General features: G+C 52.0%; 22 protein-coding genes and 1 pseudogene. 4 read left to right on the forward strand and 19 right to left on the reverse strand.

Going from position 1 to position 24,277, the window contains the following annotated elements; translation table 11 throughout:
* Positions 1–6: 6 nt before the first annotated feature.
* Positions 7–741, reverse strand: coding sequence for a LytTR family DNA-binding domain-containing protein (locus FGS84_RS15160; protein WP_347563839.1), 735 nt, complete (start codon positions 739–741; stop codon positions 7–9).
* Between the two features lie 174 nt (positions 742–915).
* Between FGS84_RS15160 and FGS84_RS15165 the strand changes: the two genes are divergently transcribed.
* Complete coding sequence (locus FGS84_RS15165) at positions 916–2,373, forward strand: sodium:solute symporter family protein (protein ID WP_138309385.1); 1,458 nt, start codon at positions 916–918, stop codon at positions 2,371–2,373.
* 120 nt (positions 2,374–2,493) lie between these two features.
* Here the strand turns inward: FGS84_RS15165 and FGS84_RS15170 are convergent, their stop codons facing one another.
* Positions 2,494–3,852, reverse strand: a complete 1,359-nt coding sequence (locus tag FGS84_RS15170) for a hypothetical protein (protein ID WP_347563840.1) — start codon at positions 3,850–3,852, stop codon at positions 2,494–2,496.
* Between the two features lie 136 nt (positions 3,853–3,988).
* The gene (locus tag FGS84_RS15175; protein WP_138309387.1) at positions 3,989–4,252 is read right to left on the reverse strand and encodes a CD3324 family protein; all 264 of its coding nucleotides are present in this window, start codon (positions 4,250–4,252) and stop codon (positions 3,989–3,991) included.
* Positions 4,253–4,586: 334 nt separating this feature from the next.
* On the opposite strand from FGS84_RS15175, the pseudogene FGS84_RS15180 reads away from it, so the two are divergent.
* Positions 4,587–5,096, forward strand: a pseudogene (locus FGS84_RS15180) (carbonic anhydrase); the annotation flags it as partial.
* A gap of 33 nt (positions 5,097–5,129) precedes the next feature.
* On the opposite strand, the gene FGS84_RS15185 reads toward FGS84_RS15180, so the two are convergent.
* The 3 genes from FGS84_RS15185 to FGS84_RS15195 form a co-directional block, all read right to left on the reverse strand.
* Entirely contained in the window at positions 5,130–5,708 is a 579-nt protein-coding gene (locus FGS84_RS15185) for a L,D-transpeptidase (protein ID WP_138309388.1), read from the reverse strand.
* A 175-nt stretch (positions 5,709–5,883) separates the two neighbouring features.
* A complete protein-coding gene (locus FGS84_RS15190) occupies positions 5,884–7,224 on the reverse strand; it encodes a citrate:proton symporter (RefSeq protein ID WP_138309389.1) in 1,341 nt (446 codons plus the stop codon).
* Positions 7,225–7,331: 107 nt separating this feature from the next.
* On the reverse strand, positions 7,332–9,521 hold the full coding sequence (locus FGS84_RS15195; RefSeq protein WP_138309390.1) for an ATP-binding protein: 2,190 nt from the start codon (positions 9,519–9,521) through the stop codon (positions 7,332–7,334).
* A gap of 113 nt (positions 9,522–9,634) precedes the next feature.
* Between FGS84_RS15195 and FGS84_RS15200 the strand changes: the two genes are divergently transcribed.
* Complete coding sequence (locus FGS84_RS15200) at positions 9,635–10,321, forward strand: response regulator transcription factor (RefSeq protein ID WP_138309391.1); 687 nt, start codon at positions 9,635–9,637, stop codon at positions 10,319–10,321.
* A 115-nt stretch (positions 10,322–10,436) separates the two neighbouring features.
* Here the strand turns inward: FGS84_RS15200 and citF are convergent, their stop codons facing one another.
* The 12 genes from citF to udp all read right to left on the reverse strand — a co-directional run bounded on the left by citF (position 10,437) and on the right by udp (position 22,475).
* On the reverse strand, positions 10,437–11,999 hold the full coding sequence (gene citF, locus FGS84_RS15205) for a citrate lyase subunit alpha (RefSeq protein WP_138309392.1): 1,563 nt from the start codon (positions 11,997–11,999) through the stop codon (positions 10,437–10,439).
* Position 12,000: 1 nt separating this feature from the next.
* Complete coding sequence (locus FGS84_RS15210) at positions 12,001–12,903, reverse strand: aldolase/citrate lyase family protein (protein WP_138309393.1); 903 nt, start codon at positions 12,901–12,903, stop codon at positions 12,001–12,003.
* Positions 12,900–13,199 carry a citrate lyase acyl carrier protein gene (gene citD, locus FGS84_RS15215; protein ID WP_027641015.1) on the reverse strand — a complete coding sequence of 100 codons (300 nt, stop codon included), beginning with the start codon at positions 13,197–13,199 and terminating at the stop codon, positions 12,900–12,902. Before citD ends, FGS84_RS15210 begins: the two co-directional genes overlap by 4 nt.
* A 193-nt stretch (positions 13,200–13,392) precedes the next feature.
* The gene (locus tag FGS84_RS15220; RefSeq protein ID WP_171042640.1) at positions 13,393–14,313 is read right to left on the reverse strand and encodes a LysR family transcriptional regulator; all 921 of its coding nucleotides are present in this window, start codon (positions 14,311–14,313) and stop codon (positions 13,393–13,395) included.
* Positions 14,314–14,355: 42 nt separating this feature from the next.
* Positions 14,356–15,255: a serine hydrolase gene (locus FGS84_RS15225; protein ID WP_171042641.1), complete on the reverse strand. Its 900-nt coding sequence runs from the start codon at positions 15,253–15,255 to the stop codon at positions 14,356–14,358.
* A gap of 28 nt (positions 15,256–15,283) precedes the next feature.
* Positions 15,284–16,591, reverse strand: a complete 1,308-nt coding sequence (locus FGS84_RS15230) for a citrate:proton symporter (protein WP_138309396.1) — start codon at positions 16,589–16,591, stop codon at positions 15,284–15,286.
* Positions 16,592–16,799: 208 nt separating this feature from the next.
* Complete coding sequence (locus FGS84_RS15235; RefSeq protein WP_138309397.1) at positions 16,800–17,552, reverse strand: Sir2 family NAD-dependent protein deacetylase; 753 nt, start codon at positions 17,550–17,552, stop codon at positions 16,800–16,802.
* A 122-nt stretch (positions 17,553–17,674) separates the two neighbouring features.
* The gene (locus FGS84_RS15240; RefSeq protein ID WP_138309398.1) at positions 17,675–18,577 is read right to left on the reverse strand and encodes a DMT family transporter; all 903 of its coding nucleotides are present in this window, start codon (positions 18,575–18,577) and stop codon (positions 17,675–17,677) included.
* A 39-nt stretch (positions 18,578–18,616) separates the two neighbouring features.
* Positions 18,617–19,252, reverse strand: coding sequence for a deoxyribose-phosphate aldolase (gene deoC / locus FGS84_RS15245; protein WP_138309399.1), 636 nt, complete (start codon positions 19,250–19,252; stop codon positions 18,617–18,619).
* A 15-nt stretch (positions 19,253–19,267) separates the two neighbouring features.
* Entirely contained in the window at positions 19,268–20,455 is a 1,188-nt protein-coding gene (locus tag FGS84_RS15250; protein ID WP_138309400.1) for a phosphopentomutase, read from the reverse strand.
* Between the two features lie 12 nt (positions 20,456–20,467).
* Entirely contained in the window at positions 20,468–21,670 is a 1,203-nt protein-coding gene (locus FGS84_RS15255) for a nucleoside transporter C-terminal domain-containing protein (RefSeq protein ID WP_138309401.1), read from the reverse strand.
* Positions 21,671–21,695: 25 nt separating this feature from the next.
* The gene (udp, locus tag FGS84_RS15260) at positions 21,696–22,475 is read right to left on the reverse strand and encodes a uridine phosphorylase (RefSeq protein ID WP_138309402.1); all 780 of its coding nucleotides are present in this window, start codon (positions 22,473–22,475) and stop codon (positions 21,696–21,698) included.
* Between the two features lie 367 nt (positions 22,476–22,842).
* Between udp and FGS84_RS15265 the strand changes: the two genes are divergently transcribed.
* Complete coding sequence (locus tag FGS84_RS15265; RefSeq protein WP_138309403.1) at positions 22,843–23,589, forward strand: GntR family transcriptional regulator; 747 nt, start codon at positions 22,843–22,845, stop codon at positions 23,587–23,589.
* A 10-nt stretch (positions 23,590–23,599) separates the two neighbouring features.
* On the opposite strand, the gene FGS84_RS15270 is transcribed toward FGS84_RS15265, so the two are convergent.
* The gene (locus FGS84_RS15270; RefSeq protein ID WP_138309404.1) at positions 23,600–24,235 is read right to left on the reverse strand and encodes a response regulator transcription factor; all 636 of its coding nucleotides are present in this window, start codon (positions 24,233–24,235) and stop codon (positions 23,600–23,602) included.
* Between the last annotated feature and the right edge of the window lie 42 nt (positions 24,236–24,277).

Below are 24,277 nucleotides of genomic sequence, written 5' to 3' on the forward strand. Positions count from 1 at the left end.
GGCACCTCACTTCAGCCGGTAATGGTAATAGGCATTCTTGCTCTGTTTATAAAAATTCCTGGATATGGGAATCATCTGCCCATCCCTCATGTAAAAGCAGGAATCCTCCAGCTTATCCACATAATCCAGATTCACCAGGTAGCTTTGGTGGCAGCGCAGAAACTGGGAATGGCATTCAAGAGCCTGCTGCAGCTCGGACAGCTTTTGGTTAATGGCCAGTACTTCCCCATCTGTCAGTCTCACAAAGACTCGGTGCAGACGGTTCTCAAACCAGGCCAGACGCTCCAGGGGAAGCTCTACATTCACCCGGTTGTGCACCACGGACAGGACCGCCTTTTTCACTCCCAGCCTGCGCCTCATCACCCGTTCCATGGTGGACCGGAAATTCTCTTCCTCCACCGGCTTAAGGATGAATCCTGCCGCCTCCACCCGGTATCCCTCCACTGCGGATTCCAGGGAGGATGTAATAAACACCACCACAGGATGGCCCTGCCCGTCTTCCCCTGCCAGTGCTTCCGCCGTATCAATACCGCTCATACCGGGCATAAGCACATCCAGAAGATACAAATCATACGCCCTTCCTGACTCCAGAAGCTCCCTTCCGGCAGCATATGTATCTATGTGAACCTCCAGGCCTTCCCTGTCAAAAAAGCGCCCGGCATATTCCGCTGCCTGAATGCGCTCCTGCTCTGTATCGTCACAGATAGCCACCTCATACATACCCAGTGCCCCCTCTCCCATAAAACTGCTGCACGTCCCACAGCCTATCCTATATTTTATTGGCATTGATGCCATAAGTCAAGTTCCCCTGCAAAGTATCATATTCGGTATAATTTCTGCAGAAATGGCCCTTATTCCCCTGTTCCTGCTATGGTAAAATAATGGTAAGAAAATCATTTCAACAGGAGGGGTTTTATGGGTTCAAATGTAATTGTAACAATCATTGTAATCATCTACCTGCTTTTGATGCTGTGGATTGGCTGGTACTCATCCACTAAAATTTCCACCAACACCGACTTCATGGTGGCCGGACGCCGCCTGGGACCGCTTCTCATGGCCGGCACCCTGGCAGCCACGGAAATCGGCGGCGGCAGTTCCCTGGGCGTGGTCCAGAACGGTATGTCAGGCTTTGGACTCAGTGCGTCCTGGTACATAACCACCATGGGCATCGCATTCATCATCCTCAGCTTTATTGCACCCAAATTCAGGGCAGCCACGGTCAAGACAGTTCCTGAATACTTCCGCAGGCGCTACGGCAAATCCTGCGGCATCATAACAGCCGTCATCATGCTCCTTCCCCTGGTGGGCCTTACTGCCGGACAGTTTATTGCATCTGCGGTCATCCTGTCCACCATGCTGAACATTGACTACCAGGTGGCTGTCATCATCGTTGCCGTGGTGGTTACGGTTTACTCCATCATGGGCGGCCTCTGGAGTGTTACGCTGACAGACTTTGTCCAGGTATTCCTGATTGTAATCGGCATGATTATCGCAGTTCCCTTTGCCATGAATTACGCCGGGGGCTGGGGAAATGTGGCGTCCAATATACCGGAGGGCACCTTGAGCCTGTTCCAGGGCTATGACCTGTTTGGAATCATCTCCCTTGTAATCATGTACACAGCCACCTTCTCCGTGGGACAGGAGGCAGTGTCGCGTTTCTACGCTGCCAGGGATGAAAAGGCAGCCAAGGGCGGCGCATGGCTGGCAGCCCTGGTCAATTTCATCTATGCCTTCATTCCTACCATCCTGGGCATCATCACGCTGGCCTTAATCAATATGGGCAAGTTCAGCTCCGCACAGTTTGAGTCCGTGGGCGCCCGTTACGCCCTGCCGGTTCTGGCCATCAACACCATGCCGGCCCTTATATGCGGACTTCTGTTTGCAGGCATCATCTCAGCCACCATGTCCAGCTCTGACTCCGACCTCCTTGGCGCAGGCTCTATCTTTGCCAATGACATTTACAAGGCAGTTCTGAAGCCGGATGCATCCAGCCAGTCCGTTATGAAGGTGACCAAAATCGTTATGTGTCTGGTTGGCGTGGCCTCCATGTTTATCGCCCTCTTCAACACCCAGAGCATTGTATCCATCCTGATGTTCTGCTTCACCTTAAGGGCAGCCGGGTCCTTCTTCCCGTATGTCATGGGCCATTACTGGAAAAAGGCGTCCACAGCAGGCACCATTGCATCCCTGATTTCCGGTACCATCGTGGTGGTATACCTGGAGCATATTTCCAAGGGGATGCTGTTCGGCATAAAGTTCAGCCAGCCCATTATTCCGGGTCTGGTGGCTGCCTTTGTCTGCTTCATCATTTTCTCGCTGGCCATGCCGCCTAAGGAAGAAACCACGGAGCTGGTACCTGAGGAAGACGACTAGAAACAGATTCACGATGTAATACAAACCAAAGGGCATATAAACCCATGACAGGGACTGCTGCTTCCGGCGTATGGACGGATGCAGCAGTCCCTGTGTTTTATGATTGATTCCCATATTATATTACTTCCGTTTTTTCCAATCCCGCACTACCCTGTCCGCCATTTTCCCGGCTGTATCACGGTTCAGAGGCATAACCCGGCCGTGGTAGGGGAAATATATCAGGTTGGACCAGAGCACCTCATATCCCCCTTTATCATACTCTTCCTCTGTGGGCAGATAGCTGCTGCATCCGTTGGTATAGCCGTTAAAAAACAGAAGCTGCTCCTCTGCCCCCTTCCGGATATCAATGGCAATCCGGCACATGACCTCATTGGGAACGCCGCAGAGACAGCCCTGGTTGACAAAAAGGTACTGTATCTCAATGTCTGCGTACTGGCGCAGGATTCCCTTTTCATTGAGCCTCTTTACCTCCTCCAGCCACATCCCTGCGTCAATGCCCGCCTCCCGCTTTGCTTCCTCTGCAATATACGCTGCCCGTTCCATATCAGGCACATCCGCTGCAAACCGGCAAAAGGAAGAGCGGAGTTCCAGCCGTTCTAAGGGCTGCATTTCCAGTGAACCATACACAGACACCACGCTGCGGCAGATATCCTCTGCCATCTGTTTGAGGGCCTGCCGGCTCTGGGATTCATATTTCTTCCTGTATTCCTGTGAAAATCCGTTCCGGGCCATCTCGTAACAGTGAATCTCCGTGTATTCCAGGTTATCCTGATGATATCTGGGGCGGATATCTCCGGAGGCCCCCTGCACCATCATGACACGGCAGCCGTATGTTTCCTCCAGCCGTTTCCTTGCAGCCCCAATATAATCTGCGGAAATAAAATAATTATCCCCGGTCAGCACATTTGCATGGGCTGTCACGCGGACAAGAAGGACCTCCCGGCCCGGCCCTTCCCCTGCTGCCAGCCTCAGGATTCCCAGCCGTCCGTCCGTCTGGTCCGGCTCGTTCCTCCGGTTCACCCCAACAGTGTTCTCCCCGATTCCCCAGGCCGCCTCCATGGGCCTCATATTTCCTTCTGCCTCCCGGACAGCCTCCGCCGCTTTCTTGCATACCATTTTAAAATAATCCGGCTCCGCCGCCCCGTTAGGCGCGCTGTGGGTATGGGAAAAACACACCATGATTTGCTCCCGTTCCGTGCGAAGCGCCTCCGCAGCCCTGTCTCTTAGAACATTGGACAGCTCCACTGTAAAGCCCAGGCTGTCAATGGTAATAAGGCCGCCCCTCACGCCGGCGTTCTCCCATATCAGGGCCTGAAGCCTCAGCGCATCCCTCACACCCTGAGACCGGTTGTCCGGACGGTAAAATCCCACCATTTCAACCGGACTGACCGGCGTTATATCCGCCTCTCCATAACCGGCCCGTATCCTGTCATAAGTCTGCATCTTAAGACACCTCTTTTCTGCTTCTGATAATTCCATCCTATCCCAGCGGACGCAGATATGCAATCTACTGTTCTCTTCTGCATGGTTTGGTACAATGGTTTCCGCAGCTATTCCGTATCCTCCCCTGAACTGCGCAAAAACAGGGGACCGCGCAGCCGCAGTCCCCTGACCTTTACTTTTGATATACAATCTTGCGAATGGCATGGACGGAAAGACAATACGCATCACCCAGTTCCTCCAGGGATGCCCCGCGCCGGTAAGCATCCACGATTCCGGCGTTGCGCTCTGCCAGTTCCCTGCGGCAGCCGCTTTGCTCTCCCCACGCCTTGCGCTGGTCTTCCCTGGCCGGAATGTAAATATATCCGGCCTGTATGTATTCCTGCAGTTCCTCCACCAGATGGCGGGGCAGGACTGCTTTCGCATTAACATATTTCATGTTGGCTCACTCCTTATACTCATCAATCCCAAGGAAGCAAAGCCAGCACTCATCTCAGCGGCCGCTATTACTCCATGCAGGCGCCGCTGAGCTTACCGGCCTTGCATGGAGCCAGACATTGTTGTTTTTCTTCTTATTCCTGCACATGTTCCTCTCCCTCCAAACCATTCATTTTCCTGTATTATACCAGAAAGCAGGCGCATTGGCCAGAACCAGCCCTCTGTTTTCCATTTTCTCATTTTCTATTTCTAAACAATCATTAAGGATTTTCCTGTACCTGCTGTAAGGAACCAACCCTATAATAGAGAAAAAACATCCACGGAGGCATACAGCCATGATAGACGAAATCATACAATATAACCAGACATTCACAGCCGGGAAAGGATATCTCCCATACCAGGCGGAAAAATACCCGAAAAAGAAGCTTGCTATCCTGGCCTGCATGGATGCCAGACTCATTGAACTTCTGCCCGCTGCCCTGGGGCTGAAAAACGGGGACGCAAAAATAATAAAAAATGCAGGCGGAATGGTACTGGACCCTTACGACTCTGCCGTCCGCAGCCTTCTCATTGCCCTGCTGGAGCTCAAGGCAGAAAAAATCATGGTAATCGCCCATACGGACTGTGGCGTCAGGGGAATGGAAACCAGTACCATCCGTGAACACCTGATACAGAGAGGTATCAGCCGGGAGTCCATGGAAGCATTTGAGGCAGCAGGCGGTTCCCTGGAAAACTGGTTTGATGGTTTCCTGTCTCCGGAGGACTCCGTGGTACGCTCCCTGGATATTCTAAGGAATCATCCTCTCATGCCGGCGGACGTGGAGATACGGGGCTTTGTCATGGATGTGCACACAGGAGGGCTGAAGGAGATACCGGCTCTATGGCCCCACTGTCACCGGAACACCCAGAGGGCAGTATTCCCACAGGATATCCATCACGTCATTTGTAACCGCAATGCAGCCGGAGGTTCCGCCTCCCTGGTCCCCGTGTATCTCGATGGCCCCGCCTAAAGGGGTGTTCCAGGGCGGCTGCCTGCCCGCCTTATTCGCCTCCACAATGGCATTATACTGCTCCTCATTAATCAGGCCGTCCCTGAGGCCCCGCTCTGCGTCCTCGGCATTGGGATAGGAAAGTCCCAGTGCCAGATAGCATATACTCTGGTCATTTCTCGTACACACATAGAATGAGCCGGAGGGCGTAATTTCATCCCCCTCCTGCACCTTGTCCCCTGTCTCAGACCGCCGTCCCAGCTTAACGGGCCAGGTCCCTATGGTCTGGGAATACTGTTTCAAAGTCAGTGTGTTCCCCATCTTGCTCACATAGATGTTCACCCCGTTGACAGAGGGCTGATACGCTGCCCCCGGTCCCGCTGTCTGCCCGGCCATGGCGCCCAGGGGACAGATTGCCACCAGGGACAGTGCCAGGACTCCGGCAGCAGCACATTTTCTGAATCTCATCCTGTTCCATCTCCTTACTCTTATTTACATATTTGGTTTAGTATACCATATAATCCCAAATTCTAAACCGATGTAATAAAATCGAAAGGAAAATATAAAGAAAATAATTCAGGCCCCGGACATGCATATCCCTGTCGGATATACATTCCGGAGCCTGTTTCCTGTCTGACAGTCATCAGCTGACGGAAAGCACCCCTAGCAGCAGTCCCGCCACCATGCACACAAGGCTGACGCCCCATATCCAGAAGAAGGAGGTCCTGATGTGGTCCTTGATTTCCACGCCGGCCAGTCCCACACCCAGGAAGGTAGCAGGCACCACCGGGCTTATGAAGGTGGCGCAGTTGCGGCACACCACCATTGCAATGCCGATATGTACAGGGTCCACGCCGAACTTGTTCCCCACTCCAATCAGCACAGGCAGCAGCCCGTAGAAATAAGAGTCCGTACAGAACATCAGTGTAAGCGGCACGGACAGCACTCCGATGATAAGCGGCAGGAACCTGCCCATGGACTGGGGTATGAAGGACGCCAGCACATTTGCCATATGATTCATGATTTCACTGTCCTCCAGTACGCCCAGGAACACGCCTGCCGCCAGAATGGTGGAGGCCATCATCAGGGCAGGACCTGCATGGGACTTGATGATTTTGTTCTGCAGCCTGGCTCCGGGATAATTGACCAGGAGGGCAATCACGCATCCCAGCATAAAGGTGTAATAGGATGGCACGGGAAGCCATATAAGGCACACAATGATGAACAGGGTCAGACATACATTGAACCAGAACATTCCCGGCCTGACCAAGTCGCTGTGGTCCCCTGCCTCCTCTGCAATCCCGGAAATCCCGCAGTCATCAGCCGCCAGGCCGCTGTCAATGCCCGCGCCCCTTTTCTTCTCCACAAAACCCCAGAACACAGCAGTGAACAGCGCAATGCCGATACCTACAATCTGCATGGGCATGAGCTTCATCCAGAGTACATTGGACTCAATCTCCAGCACAGAGGCAGTACGCATGGTAGGGCCGCCCCATGGCAGAAGGTTCATGACGCCCATGGCGGTCACGCAAATCAGCAGCAGGGTGGTCGGGCGCATCTTCAGGCGCTTGTACACAGGCAGCATGGCCGGAATGGTAATCAGAAAGGTGGATGCCCCGCCTCCGTCCAGATGTCCAATCATGGCAATGATACAGGTCATAAGGGCTACCCCCACCACATTGTGTCCCACTCTCTTCATCAGGGCATTGATGATGCGGTCAAACATTCCCACATCTGTCATGATTCCGAAAAACAGCACCGAGAAAATGAACAGGGCCGCCGTGGAATGCACCCCCTGTACGCCTGCCTTGATAAATCCCCCCATTTCTTTTACCGTAAATGTACCGGTCAGCACCAGAATCAGGGCTGTCACCGTGGACACGCCGATGAAAGCAATGGCCGGAACCGTAACGTTTTTCAGCAACAAAACAATAATCATGATAATGGTCGCAAAGCCCAGCAATGCAAGCATAGTCTCACTCATATCTGTTCCTCCTCTTCTCATTTATTTTATGATTCAAGTATAAACGCCCAACCTTACACCCTTACGGTCAGTCCCTTAAATCAGATTAAGAGGAACATGAATGATTGTTAAGATTCCATTTCCCGCCCGCAGTCCCTGAGGGCTTTCAGTATCGAAGTGTCTGAGACAGGCTTATCAATGTACCCGTCTATCATTCCCCTCTGTCTGGCCTCCGCCAGCTCCTTGTCCACCTGGTCCGCCATGACAATTTTTATCAAGCCGGGATACTGCCCCTGAATGGACATGCAGAAGTCCACTGCGCTCCCGCCTTCCATGTACTGGTCCGCCACCACAGCATCAAAGGTCCGGGTCTTCAGAAGCTTCCCGGCCTCCTCAAAACCCATGGCTGTCACCACCGGTATCTTAAGGCGGTGAAAGTTCTTTTCCAGAAGCCCCAGCACTTTGGGGTTGTCATCTGCAATGAGAAGACGCAGCCCCGGCTCTCTGGCCTCCGTCCCAGCTTCCTCACCATCCGGCTCTGTCTGTTCATTGACAGGCAGGTAAATATGGAATACGCTGCCGTTTCCCGGCTGGCTCTGCGCATATATGTAACCTCTGTGGGAGGTGATGATTTGTTCCACCAGGGCCAGTCCCAGTCCGGTCCCCTTTCCTCCCTTTTTTGTGGTAAAAAACGGGTCAAATATCTGCTTCAGCACATCCTGGCTCATGCCGCAGCCATTATCCTCAATATCGATTCTCACATATTCATCCCAGGTACCTGAAACCGGTACATGACAGCCGGACTCCAGCTCCCCTTTTTTTGCTGTCCTGCCCCTTACAAGAATCCGGCCTTCCTCATGGCCTATGGCGTGAATGGCATTGACGCATATATTCAGGATAACCTGGTTCATCTGGGTTTCATTTCCAAGAATGCATTTTCCCCTGAAATCCAGGTCTGTTTCCAGGTGCACATTGGACGGGCATACGGACCGGACCATTTTCAGGGCGCGCTTCATCATTTTCTCCGCCCCCATATTCTTATAGGCTGTCTCCATGTTCTTTCTGCTGAGGGAGGATATCTGCTGTATGATTTCTTTTGCCTTTACCGAAGCTTCGTAGATTTCCGACGCACTGTCATATTCCCCGCAGTCCTCATCCAGGTCCATCATCAGCAGCTCCGCATACCCCATAATAGGCGTAAGCAGGTTGTTGAATTCATGGGCAATGCCTCCTGTCATGGTCCCCATAATCTGGAGCCTCTGCTGATGGGCAATGGCCTCCTCACTCTGGTGCATTTCCTCCAGCAGGCGGTTAAGCTCCGTCAGATAGGCAATCTGCTCCGTATCCTTTTTCCGCTGGAGCACCAGACGGAGCATGTAAGCCCCCATAAGAAGAATGGCCCCCATAATGCCTGAAAACACCATAACCAGCTTTAAAAATCCCTCTGCTATGGGGATATAGATATCGTCATAATCAATAACAGCGCTGACCACCAGGAAATCCTGGCCTATGGGGGCCGGGGAGTAGGCGCTTATCTTCTTAACCCTTGGCGCACCAGGTTCGGTCCACCAGTAGGAATAGTACTCCGATACGCCTTCCTGTCCCTGGTTCTGCTTGTCTGTCATATCCTCCAGGCTGGCCAGGTCCTTATCCGGATACAGGTGGCGCCGCCCATATATGACATCAATTCCCCATTGTTCCCGGTCCGGGTGCATCAGGATGGTTCCCCTGGAATCCTTCACCACCACATAGCCGTTGGTTCCCAGACGGATACCGGAAATCATGCTCTGGTAATAGGCCTGTCCGTCAATAACAAGGGAAATCGAATGGTTGTGTCCGGTCTTTTTCTTTAATATCAGATAAATATCCCCGTTGTCCAGCCTGGCCTGATACAGTTTCATGGTGCTATCAACCGCACTGACGGAATAAATGGTGGTAATCTTATGCCCCTTCATGCTCCGCACCACCTCTCCATCCCCATTTTCCAGCATGATGTCATAGACAAATGCATGATGGGCCCGGGCATACTCCCGGAATACGGCCCAGTCCGGCTCCCCATCCCCCTCAGTCCGCCTGAGAGCCATGCCGTCCAGAGCCTCCAGGTCCGCCTTATATTCCTCAATCAGCACCTGCAGATTGTCCGCCAGGCTCTGGGCGGTCAGAAGCATCTGCTGCTTTTGGTTATCTATGATGGACTGTTTATATTCATTCCACACGCTGAACCCGGCAAAGGCCAGGGCCAGCAGCACTGCGCACAGCAGACCGGCAGCAGCAGCCAGGTATCCGTTCCTCTTCCCGTCTTTTTTCTTCTCTTTCATAAACTACCCCTTATGATGTAAAATGACTCCCTTATTGACTTGTCTCCACCTTAATATTATAATGATTTTACATCAAAAAACAAACAGGGAAACAAAAGATTCTGGGGGGAACTATGGCTGACAAAGTATTGATTGTGGACGATGACCCGTCCATCTGCAAACTGCTGGAAAAGGTAATGCACAGCAATGACCTGGAAACCACTGTGGCGGACAGCGGGCAGGCCGCCCTGCATCTCCTTAAAAACCATGCCTATGACATGATTCTCATGGATGTGATGCTGGGGGACATGGAAGGATTTGAAGTCATCAGGGCCCTGCGGAGCCAGGGTATCAAGACCCCTGTGATGATTGTCAGCGGACGCAACGAAGACTACGACTCCCTCTACGGCCTTTCCATCGGAGCGGACGACTACATCACCAAACCCTTCCGTCCCCTGGTGCTGGGCGCCAAGGTCAAGGCGCTAATCCGCCGCAGCAGGAACCTGTCCTCTGACAGCTCGGAACAGCTGGAGTGCGGACCCTTTTCTTACAATACGTCCACCATGCGTTTTTATAAGGACGGCGGGGAAATCTTCCTCTCATCCAAGGAGAGCAGCCTTATGCTTCTGTTCATGAAACACCCGGGCCAGGTATTCACCAAAGAAATGATATACGAGCATGTGTGGGGCAATACCATTGCCGTGGATGACAACGCCATCATGGTCTATATCAACCGTCTCCGCTCAAAGATTGAGGAGGACCGCCAGAAACCGGCCCATATCATGACGGTACGGGGCCTGGGGTACCGGTTTGTTCCGTAACCTTATCAATAGTCCGGCAGCTAAACAGACAGACGGCCCGAACCAGGTTCCGCCCAGCGGTCCCCGGTTCAGGCCATTTTCATCTACTTTTTCTGATTTTTACGTTTCCGCAGACTCATTCTTCTGTAAACTCAAACTTCTTCACCTGCCGCACCACATCCATGATGGTTCCGTCCCGGCTTTCGATGATACCCACCACCTTATCTGTAAACCGGACCTTTTCCGGTTCGCCCACTATGGAGTAGGCAATGTCCCTCAGCTCTCCGATGGTCTTAAAAGGCAGGTCCACATCCTTCATGCACTCAATCAAATCCTGTCTGAGGGGATTGATGGCAATGCCGTAATCCGTAATAACCACGTCAATGCTCTCTCCCGGCGTGGTGACTGTGGTCACCTGGGTGCACACTGCCGGTATCCTGCCCTGGAGCAGGGGTGTGATGACAATAGTGCACTTTGCACCGGCCGCCGTGTCAGGATGGCCGCCCTGGGCTCCTGTAATGACTCCGTCAGAGCCAACCACCACGTTGCAGTTAAAATTCACGTCCACCTCCAGGGCTGCCAGAATCACAAAATCCAGCTTATTGACCACGGCCCCTTTGTTGAAGGGGTCGGCATAGGCTCCTGCCGATATGCGGAAATGCTTTAAATCCTTTAGATTTTCCACTGCATCCAGGTCAAAGTCCTGGGTATCCAGCAGACAATCCGCCTGGCCGTTAATCAGCAGGTCGCACATGGGCTTTGTCAGTCCGCCCACCCCGAACCTCATTCGGATATTCCTCTCCTTCATGACCTTGGCAAGGGAGATGGTAGAGGCGATGGAAGCTCCCCCCACTCCTGTCTGGTAAGAAAACCCATCCTTAAAATATGGGGTATTGACCACAAACCTGGTGCAGTAATCCGCCATCATCAGCTTCCTCATGTCCGTGGTCGGTTTGGCTGCCCCGGTGGCTATCTTCTCAGGGTCGCCTATGGCATCCACCACAACCACATAGTCCACCTTTGTCATGCTGATATGGGCCGGAAAATTGGGGAAGGGCACAAGGCAGTCCGTGATGGCCACCACCTTATCCGCATGGAATGCATCCACCATGGCATAGGACAGCACACCGCAGTCGCTTTTGCCACCAATCCCCCGGCAGTTGCCGTAATCATCACAGGTAGGCGCTCCGATAAAGGCAATATCTATGACGGTTTCCCCTGTCTCAATGGCCCTTACCCTGCCGCCGTGGGACCGCATGACGGCAAGTCCCTTAAGCTTTCCCTCGGATATGGCTTCCCCCACCTTTCCCCGGACACCCGATGACTGGATATTGGTAATGGTGCCGTCCTCAATATAGGGCACAATGGGGTCATGGGCCTTGCCCAGGGAGCTGGCGCAGATGGTGATATCCCTGATTCCCATTTTATGGACCTCCTCCATGACCATGTTGACCACAAAGTCACCTTCCCGGAAATGGTGATGGAATCCAAGCGTCATGCCGTCCCGAATGCCGCACTTTACCAGTACATCATGGATGCTTTCCACCAGCTTGCTGCCCCCGGAGTTAATGACGCACTGTGTCATGGGGCCGTGTTTCTTATAGGTGTACCCGTCAAAATGGTGGACTCCCTGAAACACCTCCTTGCCTGTCTGCCTTAATATTTCTTCGGGTATGTCCCGTCCAACCGCATTCATCATCTTACAAATCCCCCTTATAAACGCCGGATGCCTTAGCCAGTGCAATGATTCTCCTGGCGCCGTCATAAAATGCTATGTCAATCATCTTACCGTCAACCGTAAATACGCCGATTCCCCTGGCTTTCTTGTCGTCAATCTCCTTCACCACTTTTTCCGCAAAGGTGATATCCTTGGGGGTGGGCGTAAAGATTTCATGGACAATGGTTATCTGCCTGGGATTAATAATGGATTTTCCGTCAAAGCCCATGAGGTGTATGGTTTCCACATCCCTGCGGAACCCTTCCATATCGTCCAGATTGGTGTAAACCGTGTCAAAACACTGCACACCCGCTGCCCTGGCAGCTATAATCATATTCTGCCGGGCGCCCATAAGCTCGATTCCCGTCCCTGTAATATGGGTCTGAAGGTCCTTTGTATAATCCCCGCCCGAAAGGGCAATGCCAAAAAGCCGCTCCGACGCCTCGCATATATCGAGGGCCTTCATAACCCCCCTGGCCGACTCAATAGCCGCCATGATTAAGGTACGGCCCTCCGGTATGCCGAATTCCTTTTCCGCTGCCTCAATACGGCCTTCCACTGTCCTCACATCCTCGGGCCGTTCTGTCTTGGGAATGCGGATAGCGTCACAGCCGCCGGCCACCGCGCACCGGATATCCTCCTTCCAGTAGGGAGTGTCCAGTCCGTTGATGCGCACCACCCTCTCGCATCCCCGGTAATCAATGGTTCTAAGGGCATGGTACAGTGAAAACCTGGCCGCATCCTTCTGGTTCTCAGCCACGGCATCCTCCAAATCCAGCATGATGGAGTCCGGTCTGTAGATATACGGGTCCTTAATCAGTCCCGGCTTCTGGGCATTTAGGAACATCATGGTCCTTCTCAGCCTCTTTTTACCTGAATTTATCATCGGATGGCACCTCCCCACGGCAGATTGTCATACTGTCCGGCTGCACGGAACACCGCGCCTTCCACCCTGGCCCTGATGGTGCAGTCCAGAGCGCCCTTGTCCACAATAGCAATCCTCACATCCTCCACGCCCAGATTTCCCAATGTCTCCATGACCACTCTCTTAATCTGGTTTCCGTACTGGTTGATGACAGCGCTCTCAAGCGCGAACTCAATATTTCCCTCTCCCGGCTCCACGGTGACCTGGCAGTCACTGGACTCCAGTGTCCCTGCCACGGCTGGTTTGCGAATCTCCATACTCCCCAAGACCTCCTTGTATATCATTGATTTATTTTTTTATTCCTGACTTTCCTGTTTCTGATTTCATCATAGCCGGGGAATCTTAAATACAGAAAGGCTTTATCTTAAAAATCATTAAGAATCCTGTTCCGGCCATAAAAATGCCCGCAGCTCTCCGTGTGAAGTGCGCGGGCATTGATTTTTGGTCCTGTCATAATTCTTTCATACTGTCCACTAAAAACCTGGCTGCCTCCTGCAGCTGGTAATCCTTGCGGAAGGCCGCGATAAAGTCCCAGCACACCCGTTCTTTCCCAAAAGACAGCACTTGGATATGAGGGTAAGCCTCATGCCCTTTGATTCTGAAACTGCTGGCAAAGCAGACCCCATATCCCTGGCCAACCAGGGCAAGCGCAGTGTCAATGGAGCCAATCTGGGTAATCCTGACAGATTGGACTATTTTTTCTTCCTCCAGAATCCTGACGGCCATGCTTCCCAGCCTCATGTTATTTTTAAGCAACAGAAAACTCTGGTACCTGAATTTTCCCAAATCAACCCATGGAAATGAAAATCCTTCCCTGTCCACTGCATCTGCGGCAAGAGAACTTCCCTTTTCACAGCAGAGCACGATTTCTTCCCTTGACAGAAGTTCACACCGTATCCTTGAACCGGACAGATGGGAGTACCGGTCCAGGGTGAAAAAGGCAATCTCAATTTCCCCGTTTTCCATCATGCTCTCCAGCTTCTGCACATTATCCTCATACAGCTCCAGCTGATAGTTCGGATACCGTCTGCGGAATTCCGGCAGCAGGATGGGCAGCACGGTCCTGCCCCTGCCAGGCGTGATGCCGATACGCAGCTTCCTGACATCCCCCTTCCTCAGCTCAGCCAGGTTCATGTCAAATTCATGCTTGATTGACAGGACGGACTCAGCCATCTGGACATACAGTTCCCCGGCCGGGGTAAGCATATACTGCTTGCTGGTACGCTCAAACAGTTTTGTATCCATCCGTTCCTCCAGATTCATGAGAAACCGGCTGAGAGCCGGCTGGGATATATAAAGCTTTTCAGCTGCTCTGGAAATATATTTTTCCCTGGCTATAACCAGTACATACTCTAATTCCTTAAAATCCATCCTGCTGCTCCTTTCTGCCGAGGTCATGGTACAGCCTGTCCGCTACAAGCGCGGAACAATATATCTGAGAACTGCCCGCAAAACCGCCTTATCCTTTTCCTGTTCCACATCCATGGCCTTCACCGTGATAACTGCATGTTTATCCGGATATATGATACAGTACTGTTCGTATTTTCCGTCGGCCCGGTACATCCCGTCCTTCATGGTCCAGAACAGGTATCCATATCCCTCCCCAATCTCCTCATCTCCAAAAGCCCGTATGAATTCCCTGGATGAATCCCTAATCCATTGTGCGGGCAGAATCTGTTTTCCTTCCCATCTTCCCTCCTGGAGATAGAGCTGGCCTAATTTTCCGAAATCATCCAGATTCAGAAACATCCCGCCTGCCCCAAAGGTATATCCCATTGGGCATTGCTCGCTTTTTCCCGCCTTGATGCCCAGCGGCTCCAACAGTCTGGGGGTAAGATATTCCATCAGGTTCATGCCGGACCTGCGCTGAACCAGCACGCCCAGCAGATATGGCCCTGCATTATTATACATAAAACTGGTTCCCGGTTTCCTGACCACCTTCTGCTTCAGCACGAATTTCACCCAGTCCTTTTCCTCCATAGACGGCCGCATGGCCCCCATAAGCACGGGTTCTTCAAACCCCATGCTCATGGTCAGCAGGTGGACCAGCTTCATTTCCATGAGATAGTCCGACGGCTCTGGCGGCATATCATCGCCAAAACAGTCCCCAACATAATCGTCCAGTGCAAACATTCCTTCCGCAACCGCCAATCCCACCGCAGCCGAAGTAAAGCTTTTTGTTCCCGAATAAATATTTCTGGCCTCATCCTTCTCCGGCAGGTATCTGGCTACTTCCTGTCCGTTCACAGTCACAAGAATCCCCTGGACATTCAGGCCCTCTGTATGTTCTATAAAATCAGTTAAATCCATCATTTTCATTCACTCCTATCCAATCCGACGCTTAAAAGGGGATGATTCCGGTTATAACCACAAAAGCCAGCATCACCACCGCACACCCCAAACACAGGGGATATGCGAATTTTATATGGTCCTTTAATTCCACATCTGCCAGTCCCAAACCCAGATATGTGGCAGCTGTCATGGGCATGATATAAATAGCCGGCCCGAAGGTGATTAAAAATGCCGCGCCCACAGCTGCAGGGGGAATTCCGTAAGGGCTGGTAATCTGGTTGATGATTGGGATGATTCCATATGTAAGGGCATCCCCGTGTATAATCATACTCAACGGATTATTCACAAAACCAAACGCCACATGAAGGTGAGGCGCCAGCGATTCCGGCATAAATCCCAGGACCAGCTGTGTCATGGCATCCAGCATAGGGCTCTTTCCCATAATGCCAATCAGCGCGCCTGATGCCAGCGCTGTAAACGCCATGGTAAGGGCGCTGGTTGCATGTGCCTTGATTCTCTGGTCCTGCATCTTCTGGGACGGGTAATTAATTACCAGAGCAATACACATAGCAACAAGGAATGTGATATGGGTGGGTATCTTAGTCAGAACCAGCACAGCCACCACCACCAGAATCAAAGCTGTATTGACCCAGAACAGGCCTGGTCTTCTTATATCCTCCTTGTCTCCGTCTGCACCTGCGTCTTCCCCGGCCTTATCCGCCCGGACAGCCGCCCCTGCGCCCAGCTTTTTTTCCCTTTTTGCCAGAAATACACATGTAAGGGCAATAAAAACCAGTCCTGCTGCCTGCGCAGGTATGCAATACTTCCAGATGTCAGCTGTCCCCACTTCCAGGGCTGTTGCCAGACGGCCGCACGGACCGCCCCAGGGCACCATATTCATCACGCCCATGGTCAGACAGGTAATTCCCAGCAGTACAATGGGACGTATGCCCAGCCGCCTGTAAATCGGCAGAAGGGGCGGTATGGTAATCAGCAGTGTGGTTGCGCCGGAGCCGTCCAGATGACCGATAAATGCAATAAGTATGGTCACCCAGAAGAGAATCAGAACATTGTTGCCTGCAAATCCTACCACCTTGTTCACAATCCGTTCAAATACCCCTGCATCAGACATGATACCGAAAAAAATGACTGCAAAAATAAACAAAATCGCTGTTGTGGAAACACTGCTGATTCCCTGTGCAATATAGTCGCACAGCTCGGCTGGCGTAAATCCCACAAGCAGACCCGTGACAATGGGCAGAACAACAAATACAACAGCGGGTATTGTCTTACTCTTCAAGAGCAGGAATACCATAACAAACATCATCAAAAAGCCTGCAATTCCTAACATATTCATTTCAATTAACCCTCCATATCATTTGGTATCCTGCGCAGTCAACCTTTAGTTATATTATATCCTCCGGAATGCATAAACTCAAATACCATATTTTTTTGTTTTCCATAACCAAACTGCATACATGAATCATTTCTTATGCTATATGCACAAATCAGGGCATAAAACAGGCCGGAAAGCTGCATGCTTTCCGGCCTGTCATTATCCCTGTTTATTCTTCTGTTTTCTCTTCCCCATACCCCAGCCGGGGCAGTACATTCATGGGATGGTCCAGTATCACCAGGTCTGCATCCTTATCCAGATAGTGCTCCTGCCTATGGATGATTACCATGTTCCGCCCGGCAAAATATTGTATGTACTGGCAGAACACCTCGGAAGCCAGGGTCGTGCCCAACAGCAGCAGGGTATCTGCCTTTGTTATTTCCTCCGTGGTCCTGGTCATGTTCTGGCTGTCCACCATCTCGCCAATCAGGGATATCATGGGCCGTATGGGAACATTACAGTCCCTGCAGATTGGAACCCGCTTTGCGCCTGCCATGTATTCAATGGGATATTTTTTCTTGCATCTGGGACACTGGTTCTGGTAAATGCTTCCGTGAAGGTTTATAACATGACGGCAGCCGCCCCTGCGGGCCTTGTCGTAAATGTTGCTGTCAATGATGCACTGAAGCTTTCCGGCCCGTTCCATGGCAGCCAGGGCCGGGCCGGAAGCAGTGTCCCTTGGCGCATTGTGAAGCATCTCTTTTTTGTAGAACTCAAAAAACTGCTCCGGGCGGGTATTGTAAAATGCACTGGTGTACATCTCCTCAACGCCGTAGCCATACCGGCTCTCGATGTCATAAGCCTTATCCTGTTTCTTGATACCGATAAAACCGCCCTCTTCCATCATACCGGAACCGCAGAGAGCCACAGTATAGGTACTTTCATCCAGAATCTTTCTCAACTGAGCTATTTCTTCATTCATAGTGATACCTCCTTCCAGTCCAACCCAGAAAATCCCCCCCGGGAGGTTACAACTGTATCTTATTATCACTATTATATAATTTTTTCCAGATAATTTCCACCATTTTTGTCAGTTTTATCTTACTATTTTCCTTTTAAAACGTCATTTTCTTTCTTTTCCACCTTAGAATAAAGGAGAACGCCCCCGATTGTCACCACACCCCCTGCTATCTGGAGAGGGGCGGGCACCTCCCCGAACAGGAACAGGGCAAACACGGCTGCAGCCACAGGCTCGCACAGCTTGGAGGCAGATACAAAGGAGGGGGAAAAGAATTTCAGGCACCAGCTGAAGATACTGTGCCCTAAAAGAGTGGAACACACACTGAGGAGCAGTCCCACCACCACGGAACGCATCCCGTAGCCGGTAAAGGCAAGCCCGCTTAAAGCCGTTGCCAGCCCCAGGGCCAGGGCGCAGAACACATAGACTATGTAAGTGTAAATCGTCGTGGACATATATCCCCTGGCCTGCCGCCCAATCAATGTGTATACAGCACAGAATACGGCGGCAGCAAGGGCCAGCACGTCCCCGTACAGATGGTTTCCGCCGGCTGAGTAGTCGGAAAATGCAATCAGCAGGCTTCCTCCCACGGTTACAAGAATGCTCAGGACAGCAGCCCCGGTTATCTTTCCCTTCATAAACAGGCAGTACCCCAGCGCCACCCATATGACCTCCGTACAGACAATGGCAGTGGAACTGGCCACTGAGGTCTGGTTCAGCGATTCAAACCATGCAGTAAAATGCAGCGCCAGGAACACTCCGCTGGCCCCGCACAGAAAAACCGTCCTCCTGTCCGTGTCCATCAGCTCCCGCCTGCAGTCCTTCCGACCCAGAACCACCGGCGTCATCAGAGCCACGGTCCAAAGCAGGCGGTAAAGGGCCGTGACCACAGCAGGGGCCTGGGAATATTTAACAAAAATAGCCGATAATGAAATACCGGCTATTCCTATGACTATCATGACCAATGGATGTTTTTCCATCAACTTCATCTTAAGTATCCTCGCTTATGTGATTGGCCGTCTCCCGGCCTATGGAATCAGCCTGCTGGTTCCCAGGCGGTCTGCGCCCAGATCTATGAAACGCTCTGCATCTTCGATGGAGGCAATTCCGCCCGCTGCTTTTACCTTTACCTGAGGGCCTGAATATTTCCTCATAAGAGCCACGTCCTCCGGCGTTGCGCCGGCTGTTGAGAATCCGGTGGAGGTCTTTATGAAGTCAGCGCCCGACTCTGTTACCACCCGGCACATTTCCTTCTTCTCTTCCTCCGTCAGAAGGCAGGTTTCAATAATGACCTTCAGGCATCTGCCGCTGCAGGCAGCCTTAATCTGTCTGATTTCATCCAGGACCTGGCCGTAATGTCCCGCCTTTACCAGCCCGATATTGATAACCATATCAATTTCATCCGCACCGTTTTTCACAGCATCCTCTGTCTCAAACACCTTCACAGCGGTGGTCATGTTGCCGTTGGGGAATCCGATAACCGTACAGACAGCCAGATTATCCCCCACAAATTCCTTTGCCTGCTTCACATAACAGGGCGGAATGCACACAGAGGCAGTTCCGTATTCCATGCCCTCCCTGCACAGCTTCTCTATCTGTTCCCAGGTAGCTGTCTGCTTTAACAGCGTGTGGTCCACCTTGCGTAAAATATCCTTCTTATCCATGATTTTTAATCCTTTCTATAGTTCCTCCAGAACCGATGTGCCTATGGTGCCTTCCGGCATCTTCACTCCGAAGTTATCAGCAACCGTTGCCCCGATGACTGCAAATGTATCCGCCTCGCCCAGGTCCTTTCCGCCCTCCATGGACGGGGAATAGGCGATGAAGGGCACCTGCTCCCTGGTGTGGTCCGTGCCCGAATAGGTGGGGTCATTGCCGTGGTCCGCGGTGAGAATCAAAAGGTCGTCCTGGCGCAGAAGCGGAAGCAGACAGCCCAGCTTCTCATCAAAGCGCTCCAGCTCCCTGCCGTATCCTTCCGGATTGCGGCGGTGCCCCCACAGGGCGTCAAAATCCACCAGATTCACAAAACAAAGCCCCTTAAAATCCCTTTGCGCATACTGGATGGTCTGCTCCATGCCGTGGACAGATGAATTGGAATGGTTGGACTGCGTCAGTCCCTCCCCGTCAAAAATATCATATATCTTGCCAATGGACACCACATCATAGCCAGCATCCTTAAGGGCATTTAAGGCAGTCCTTCCATATGGCTTAAGGGCATAATCATGACGGTTGGAGGTACGTCTGAATTCCCCCTTCTTCATGCCGGTATAGGGTCTGGCAATGACACGCCCCACCTTCCACTCATCCCGCAGGGTCAGCTCCCTGGCAATCTCGCAGTAGCGGTACAGGTTGTCAAGTCCCATGGTTTCCTCGTTGCCGCATATCTGAAGCACGGAGTCAGCGGAAGTATACACTATCAGATGGCCTTCCCGAATCTCCTCCTCTGCCAGTTCATCCAGGATTTCCGTTCCGCTGGCACTCTTGTTGCCGATGATTTTCCGTCCGGTCCGCTTCTCCAGCTCGTCAATCAGCTCCTTCGGAAAGCCGTTGCTGGTAAATGTCTGGAAAGGCGTGGTGACCAGAAGCCCCATCATCTCCCAATGTCCTGTCATGGTGTCCTTGCCCCGGCTTCTCTCTTTCAGGCGCATGTAACGCCCCAGAGGATGTTCCTCGGGCTCCATTCCTTCCAGCGGATGCAGATTGGCCATGCCCAGCTTTCTCAGGTTGGGAATCTTAAGCCCCGGAACCTCCCGGACAATATGTCCCAGGGTGTCCACGCCCACATCGCCATATTCCGGCGAGTCCTCCACTGCCCCGATTCCCAGGGAATCCAGGACCACTACAAAAATACGTTTATATTTTCCCATCTTACGACCTCCTTAAAATAATGTGACCAGGCCCACTACCATGGCGCTAATCAGGCTGACTGCCACACCGCCTAACATTGCCTTAAACACAAGGCGGGCAAGGGTGCTTTTCTTTTCAGGGCACAGGACCGCAATTCCCGACACGCAGATTCCCAGACTGGAGAAATTGGCAAACCCGCACAGGGAAATGGCGCATATCATCCCTGTCCTGTAATCCATGGAAGATATCATGCTGCCCAGCTGCTGGAACGCAACGAATTCATTGAGAACCAGCTTGCTTCCCAGGAGATTTCCTTCCATCAGGATTTCCGACGGGTCCAGGCCCATGAAAAAGCCAAAGGGAGCAAATACATAGGAAAATACCTGCTGCAGACTGATGCCGCAGACGCCCAACAGCTTATTCACTGCCGCCACCAGAGCCACCATGGCCACCAACGACGCACCGATGGACAGAGCCATCTGCATACCGGTGACAGCTCCCTCTGCAACCGCCTCTATAACGTTGGTATTATTCCCCTTATTATCCATCTTAACGCTTCCCACTTCCCTGACTTCCTCAGTCTGGGGCAGAAGCATCTTTGCCACCATAATACTGCCCACCGGCACCAGGGTGCTGGCAATCAAAAGGTACTCCATGGGAATGCCCAGGGCCGTGTATCCGCCCAATATGGACACGGACATGCTGCCCATGCCGGAAACCAGGACCACCATGACCTCGCTGTCCGTCATCTGGCCCAGGTACTTGCTCACCAGAATCGGGCTGTCTGTCTGCCCCAGGAACATATTGGCAACCGCCACAAAGCTTTCCACCTCGGAGGTGCCCATAAGCTTACCCACTGCTTTACCAATCCATTTTACCACAAATCCCAGAATTCCGATATAGTAAAGAAGACTTACCAGGGCGGACAGGAATACAATATTGCCCAGGACCTGTATGGCAAATACAGACCCCGTAACAGCCGTGCTGTCCGCCAGCGAGCCGAACACAAAGCTTAAGCCGTCCTGCCCGCAGTTAATGACACTGGTCACTGCGTCCGACACCCTGGACACCACGTACCGTCCAGCCGGAATCTTTACCAGTATGACTGCAATCAGGAACTGGGCAATGACTGCCTTGACCAGCATCCTGACGGATATGTTTTTCTTCTTCCAGGAAATCAGATACATGATAAGCAGCACCAGAAGGATACCTGTAAGGTTTAATACTATCTTCATTTGTTCCCACCCCTTACCTTTCTCCTTACGCCTGCTTATCTGCCCGAATCAGTCTGCGGACTGCTTCCACAGCCACCTTTATGGCTGCCTCCGTATCGTGGACAATGGGGTTATCCAGTCCGGCCTCCTGGCGTTCCTGGTTGCCCACCACCAGAAAATCAGAACCGCAGCGAACTCTTAAGTGGCTGGCAGCAATGAACAGGGCCGCGGATTCCATCTCAGATGCCTTGCAGCCCAGACGTTTCCAGGCCTCCCACTTGTTCAGAAGCTCATAGCTCACCGGCATGCGTTTCGGCTCATGCTGGCCGTAAAAAGCGTCCTTACACTGCACCACCCCCGCGTGGTAGGTATATCCCAGGGCCTTTGCAGAAGAAACCAGGGCATTGGTCACATCCAGGTCGGCCACGGCCGGGAACTCGATGGGAGCGTATTCCCTGCTGGTGCCCTCCATGCGGATGGCGCCTGTGGCGACCACGATATCCCCGCCCTTCACGTCCATGTCCATCCCGCCGCAGGTCCCCACGCGGATGAAGGTGTCAGCCCCGCACAGCACCAGCTCCTCCATTGCAATGGATGCAGAGGGACCGCCGATGCCCGTGGATGTCACGCTTACCTTTTCCCCGTCCAGATAACCGGTGTATGTAACATATTCCCTGCTGTCCGCCACTAACTCCGCATTGTCAAAATGCCTTGCAATCTTTTCGCAGCGCTTTGGGTCTCCCGGCATGATGACATACCGCCCCACATCTCCCTTTCTTATCTGTAAATGATACTGTAACCCTTCTTCTCCTGAATAATTCTGCATGATAATTGCCCTCTCTTTCTTAATTGCTCTTGCTTTTTTGTTTGCATGTCTGTCTGGCAGCCCTTTTACGTACATACCCGCCGCCTCTTATACGTTTTCTTTTGTTTGTTTTCTTGTCTGTTTATCGCGCACTTGTATAATATCATTTAACTTGTATAATTACTAGATGGAATAATCTACAATTATTATAGAGGATTTTTGTATATAATAACAATATATCATGGGTTTTTTATGGCTTTTTACTGATTTTACCGTATTATACAACTAGACATGTCTATTTTATTGACAAAACAGCCCCGGGGAATTATGATGTTGAATAAGAACTTGTATATTTTTTGTGATACAGCCAGACAGGAAAGGTGAACTTATGGAAGTAGATGTATTATCTGAGAAAGTAAAGAAATTAAAGCATGTAAAAGTATATAACCGCCTGTATTCCATGATACAGGATGGTGTGTATCCTCCCGGCAGCCAGCTTCCCTCTGAACCTGAGCTGGCCCTTCAGATGGATGTAAGCCGCATGACCCTGCGCAGGGCTCTGGCACTGCTGCAGGAGGACAACCTGGTCATTAATATACGCGGAAAAGGAAATTTCATCAGCGAACACAATCCCGATGCAGAACTGCCGGGCCTGGAGGTCACCCAGCACCCGGTCCGCTGTACGCTGTCCGGCGCCATTGACGAGACGGAGATGGAATTCCGCATAGAACCTCCCACAGAGTCCATCAATCAGAACCTGAAGCGAAAGACAGCTGTGGTGGTAATTGCAGACCGCTGGTATAAACGCGCAGGTAAGGCATGTGCCTACAGTCTCAGTTTCATCCCCATCGAGGTCATTTCCGAAAAACAGATAGATTTACGGGAGAAGGAAGATTTATTCCAATATCTGGAGCATGGTGTATATGAGGATGCCTGCAGCAGTACCTGCCAGCTCTCATATACCACCACAGGCAATTTTACAGCCGTCAAGTACATGCTGTCCCAGCACGCCTCCTTCATCCTGGTCCAGGAAACACTGTACGGGGAAAACCACCGGGTGCTGGTGTCCGGCAAACATTATATACCTGTGGAATCCTTTAAAACCCAGGTCAATGCAGCTGCCGGACGTGGATAACGGCCTGTTTTCATTCATCCAGATTATGTTTCACTGTAAATACAGCCAGCTGGGTCCGGTCCTTTAGTTTAAGCTTTTCCAGCAGACGGGAGATGTTGTTGCGCACGGTCCCCTCTGCCAGGAAAAGCGCCCCTGCAATCTCCCTGTTGTCCATTCCCCGGGCAACCAGCCGCATGATGTCCCGTTCTCTGGGCGTCAAATCCGTTGTCAGGTCTGCCTTTGCCCCTCCGGGCATCATCTGGCGGCGCATCCCCTCAAAGACGCTTCCGCCGAAAACCCGGATTCCGGCGCAGACCGCCTTGACGGACTGAATGACCTTATCATCCTCCATCTCCTTTAAGATATACCCGTCAGCCCCGCTTCCCACAGCGGCGTCCACCGTCTCCCTGTCATCAAAGGTTGTGAGGACCAGCACCTTTATATCCGGATAATCCGCCTTGATTCTGGTTATTCCGTAACTGCCGTCGTATTCCGGCATACGCATATCCATAAGTACCACATCCGGCCTGTGCTTTCTGCATAGCTGCCACGCCTCCTGACCGTCGGCGGCCAGCCCCACCACCCGGATGTCCTTGTCCTGCTCCAGAATCGCCCTGAGCCCCTGCCTCAATATCTGGATATCATCGGCAATCACTGCTTTTATCATATGGTCCCGCTCCTTTTTCCCGATTGTACACTGATTGAAGAA

Source organism: Clostridium sp. 1001271st1 H5, from assembly GCF_005845215.1.
Taxonomy (GTDB): domain Bacteria; phylum Bacillota; class Clostridia; order Lachnospirales; family Lachnospiraceae; genus Enterocloster.

Coding starts and splice junctions, on each gene's coding strand:
- FGS84_RS15160 (WP_347563839.1), bottom strand. CDS start 741: ATGGGAGAGGGGGCACTGGGTATGTATGAGGTGGCTATCTGTGACGAT.
- FGS84_RS15165 (WP_138309385.1), top strand. CDS start 916: ATGGGTTCAAATGTAATTGTAACAATCATTGTAATCATCTACCTGCTT.
- FGS84_RS15170 (WP_347563840.1), bottom strand. CDS start 3,852: ATGGAATTATCAGAAGCAGAAAAGAGGTGTCTTAAGATGCAGACTTAT.
- FGS84_RS15175 (WP_138309387.1), bottom strand. CDS start 4,252: ATGAAATATGTTAATGCGAAAGCAGTCCTGCCCCGCCATCTGGTGGAG.
- FGS84_RS15185 (WP_138309388.1), bottom strand. CDS start 5,708: ATGAGATTCAGAAAATGTGCTGCTGCCGGAGTCCTGGCACTGTCCCTG.
- FGS84_RS15190 (WP_138309389.1), bottom strand. CDS start 7,224: ATGAGTGAGACTATGCTTGCATTGCTGGGCTTTGCGACCATTATCATG.
- FGS84_RS15195 (WP_138309390.1), bottom strand. CDS start 9,521: ATGAAAGAGAAGAAAAAAGACGGGAAGAGGAACGGATACCTGGCTGCT.
- FGS84_RS15200 (WP_138309391.1), top strand. CDS start 9,635: ATGGCTGACAAAGTATTGATTGTGGACGATGACCCGTCCATCTGCAAA.
- citF (WP_138309392.1), bottom strand. CDS start 11,999: ATGATGAATGCGGTTGGACGGGACATACCCGAAGAAATATTAAGGCAG.
- FGS84_RS15210 (WP_138309393.1), bottom strand. CDS start 12,903: ATGATAAATTCAGGTAAAAAGAGGCTGAGAAGGACCATGATGTTCCTA.
- citD (WP_027641015.1), bottom strand. CDS start 13,199: ATGGAGATTCGCAAACCAGCCGTGGCAGGGACACTGGAGTCCAGTGAC.
- FGS84_RS15220 (WP_171042640.1), bottom strand. CDS start 14,313: ATGGATTTTAAGGAATTAGAGTATGTACTGGTTATAGCCAGGGAAAAA.
- FGS84_RS15225 (WP_171042641.1), bottom strand. CDS start 15,255: ATGATGGATTTAACTGATTTTATAGAACATACAGAGGGCCTGAATGTC.
- FGS84_RS15230 (WP_138309396.1), bottom strand. CDS start 16,591: ATGAATATGTTAGGAATTGCAGGCTTTTTGATGATGTTTGTTATGGTA.
- FGS84_RS15235 (WP_138309397.1), bottom strand. CDS start 17,552: ATGAATGAAGAAATAGCTCAGTTGAGAAAGATTCTGGATGAAAGTACC.
- FGS84_RS15240 (WP_138309398.1), bottom strand. CDS start 18,577: ATGAAGTTGATGGAAAAACATCCATTGGTCATGATAGTCATAGGAATA.
- deoC (WP_138309399.1), bottom strand. CDS start 19,252: ATGGATAAGAAGGATATTTTACGCAAGGTGGACCACACGCTGTTAAAG.
- FGS84_RS15250 (WP_138309400.1), bottom strand. CDS start 20,455: ATGGGAAAATATAAACGTATTTTTGTAGTGGTCCTGGATTCCCTGGGA.
- FGS84_RS15255 (WP_138309401.1), bottom strand. CDS start 21,670: ATGAAGATAGTATTAAACCTTACAGGTATCCTTCTGGTGCTGCTTATC.
- udp (WP_138309402.1), bottom strand. CDS start 22,475: ATGCAGAATTATTCAGGAGAAGAAGGGTTACAGTATCATTTACAGATA.
- FGS84_RS15265 (WP_138309403.1), top strand. CDS start 22,843: ATGGAAGTAGATGTATTATCTGAGAAAGTAAAGAAATTAAAGCATGTA.
- FGS84_RS15270 (WP_138309404.1), bottom strand. CDS start 24,235: ATGATAAAAGCAGTGATTGCCGATGATATCCAGATATTGAGGCAGGGG.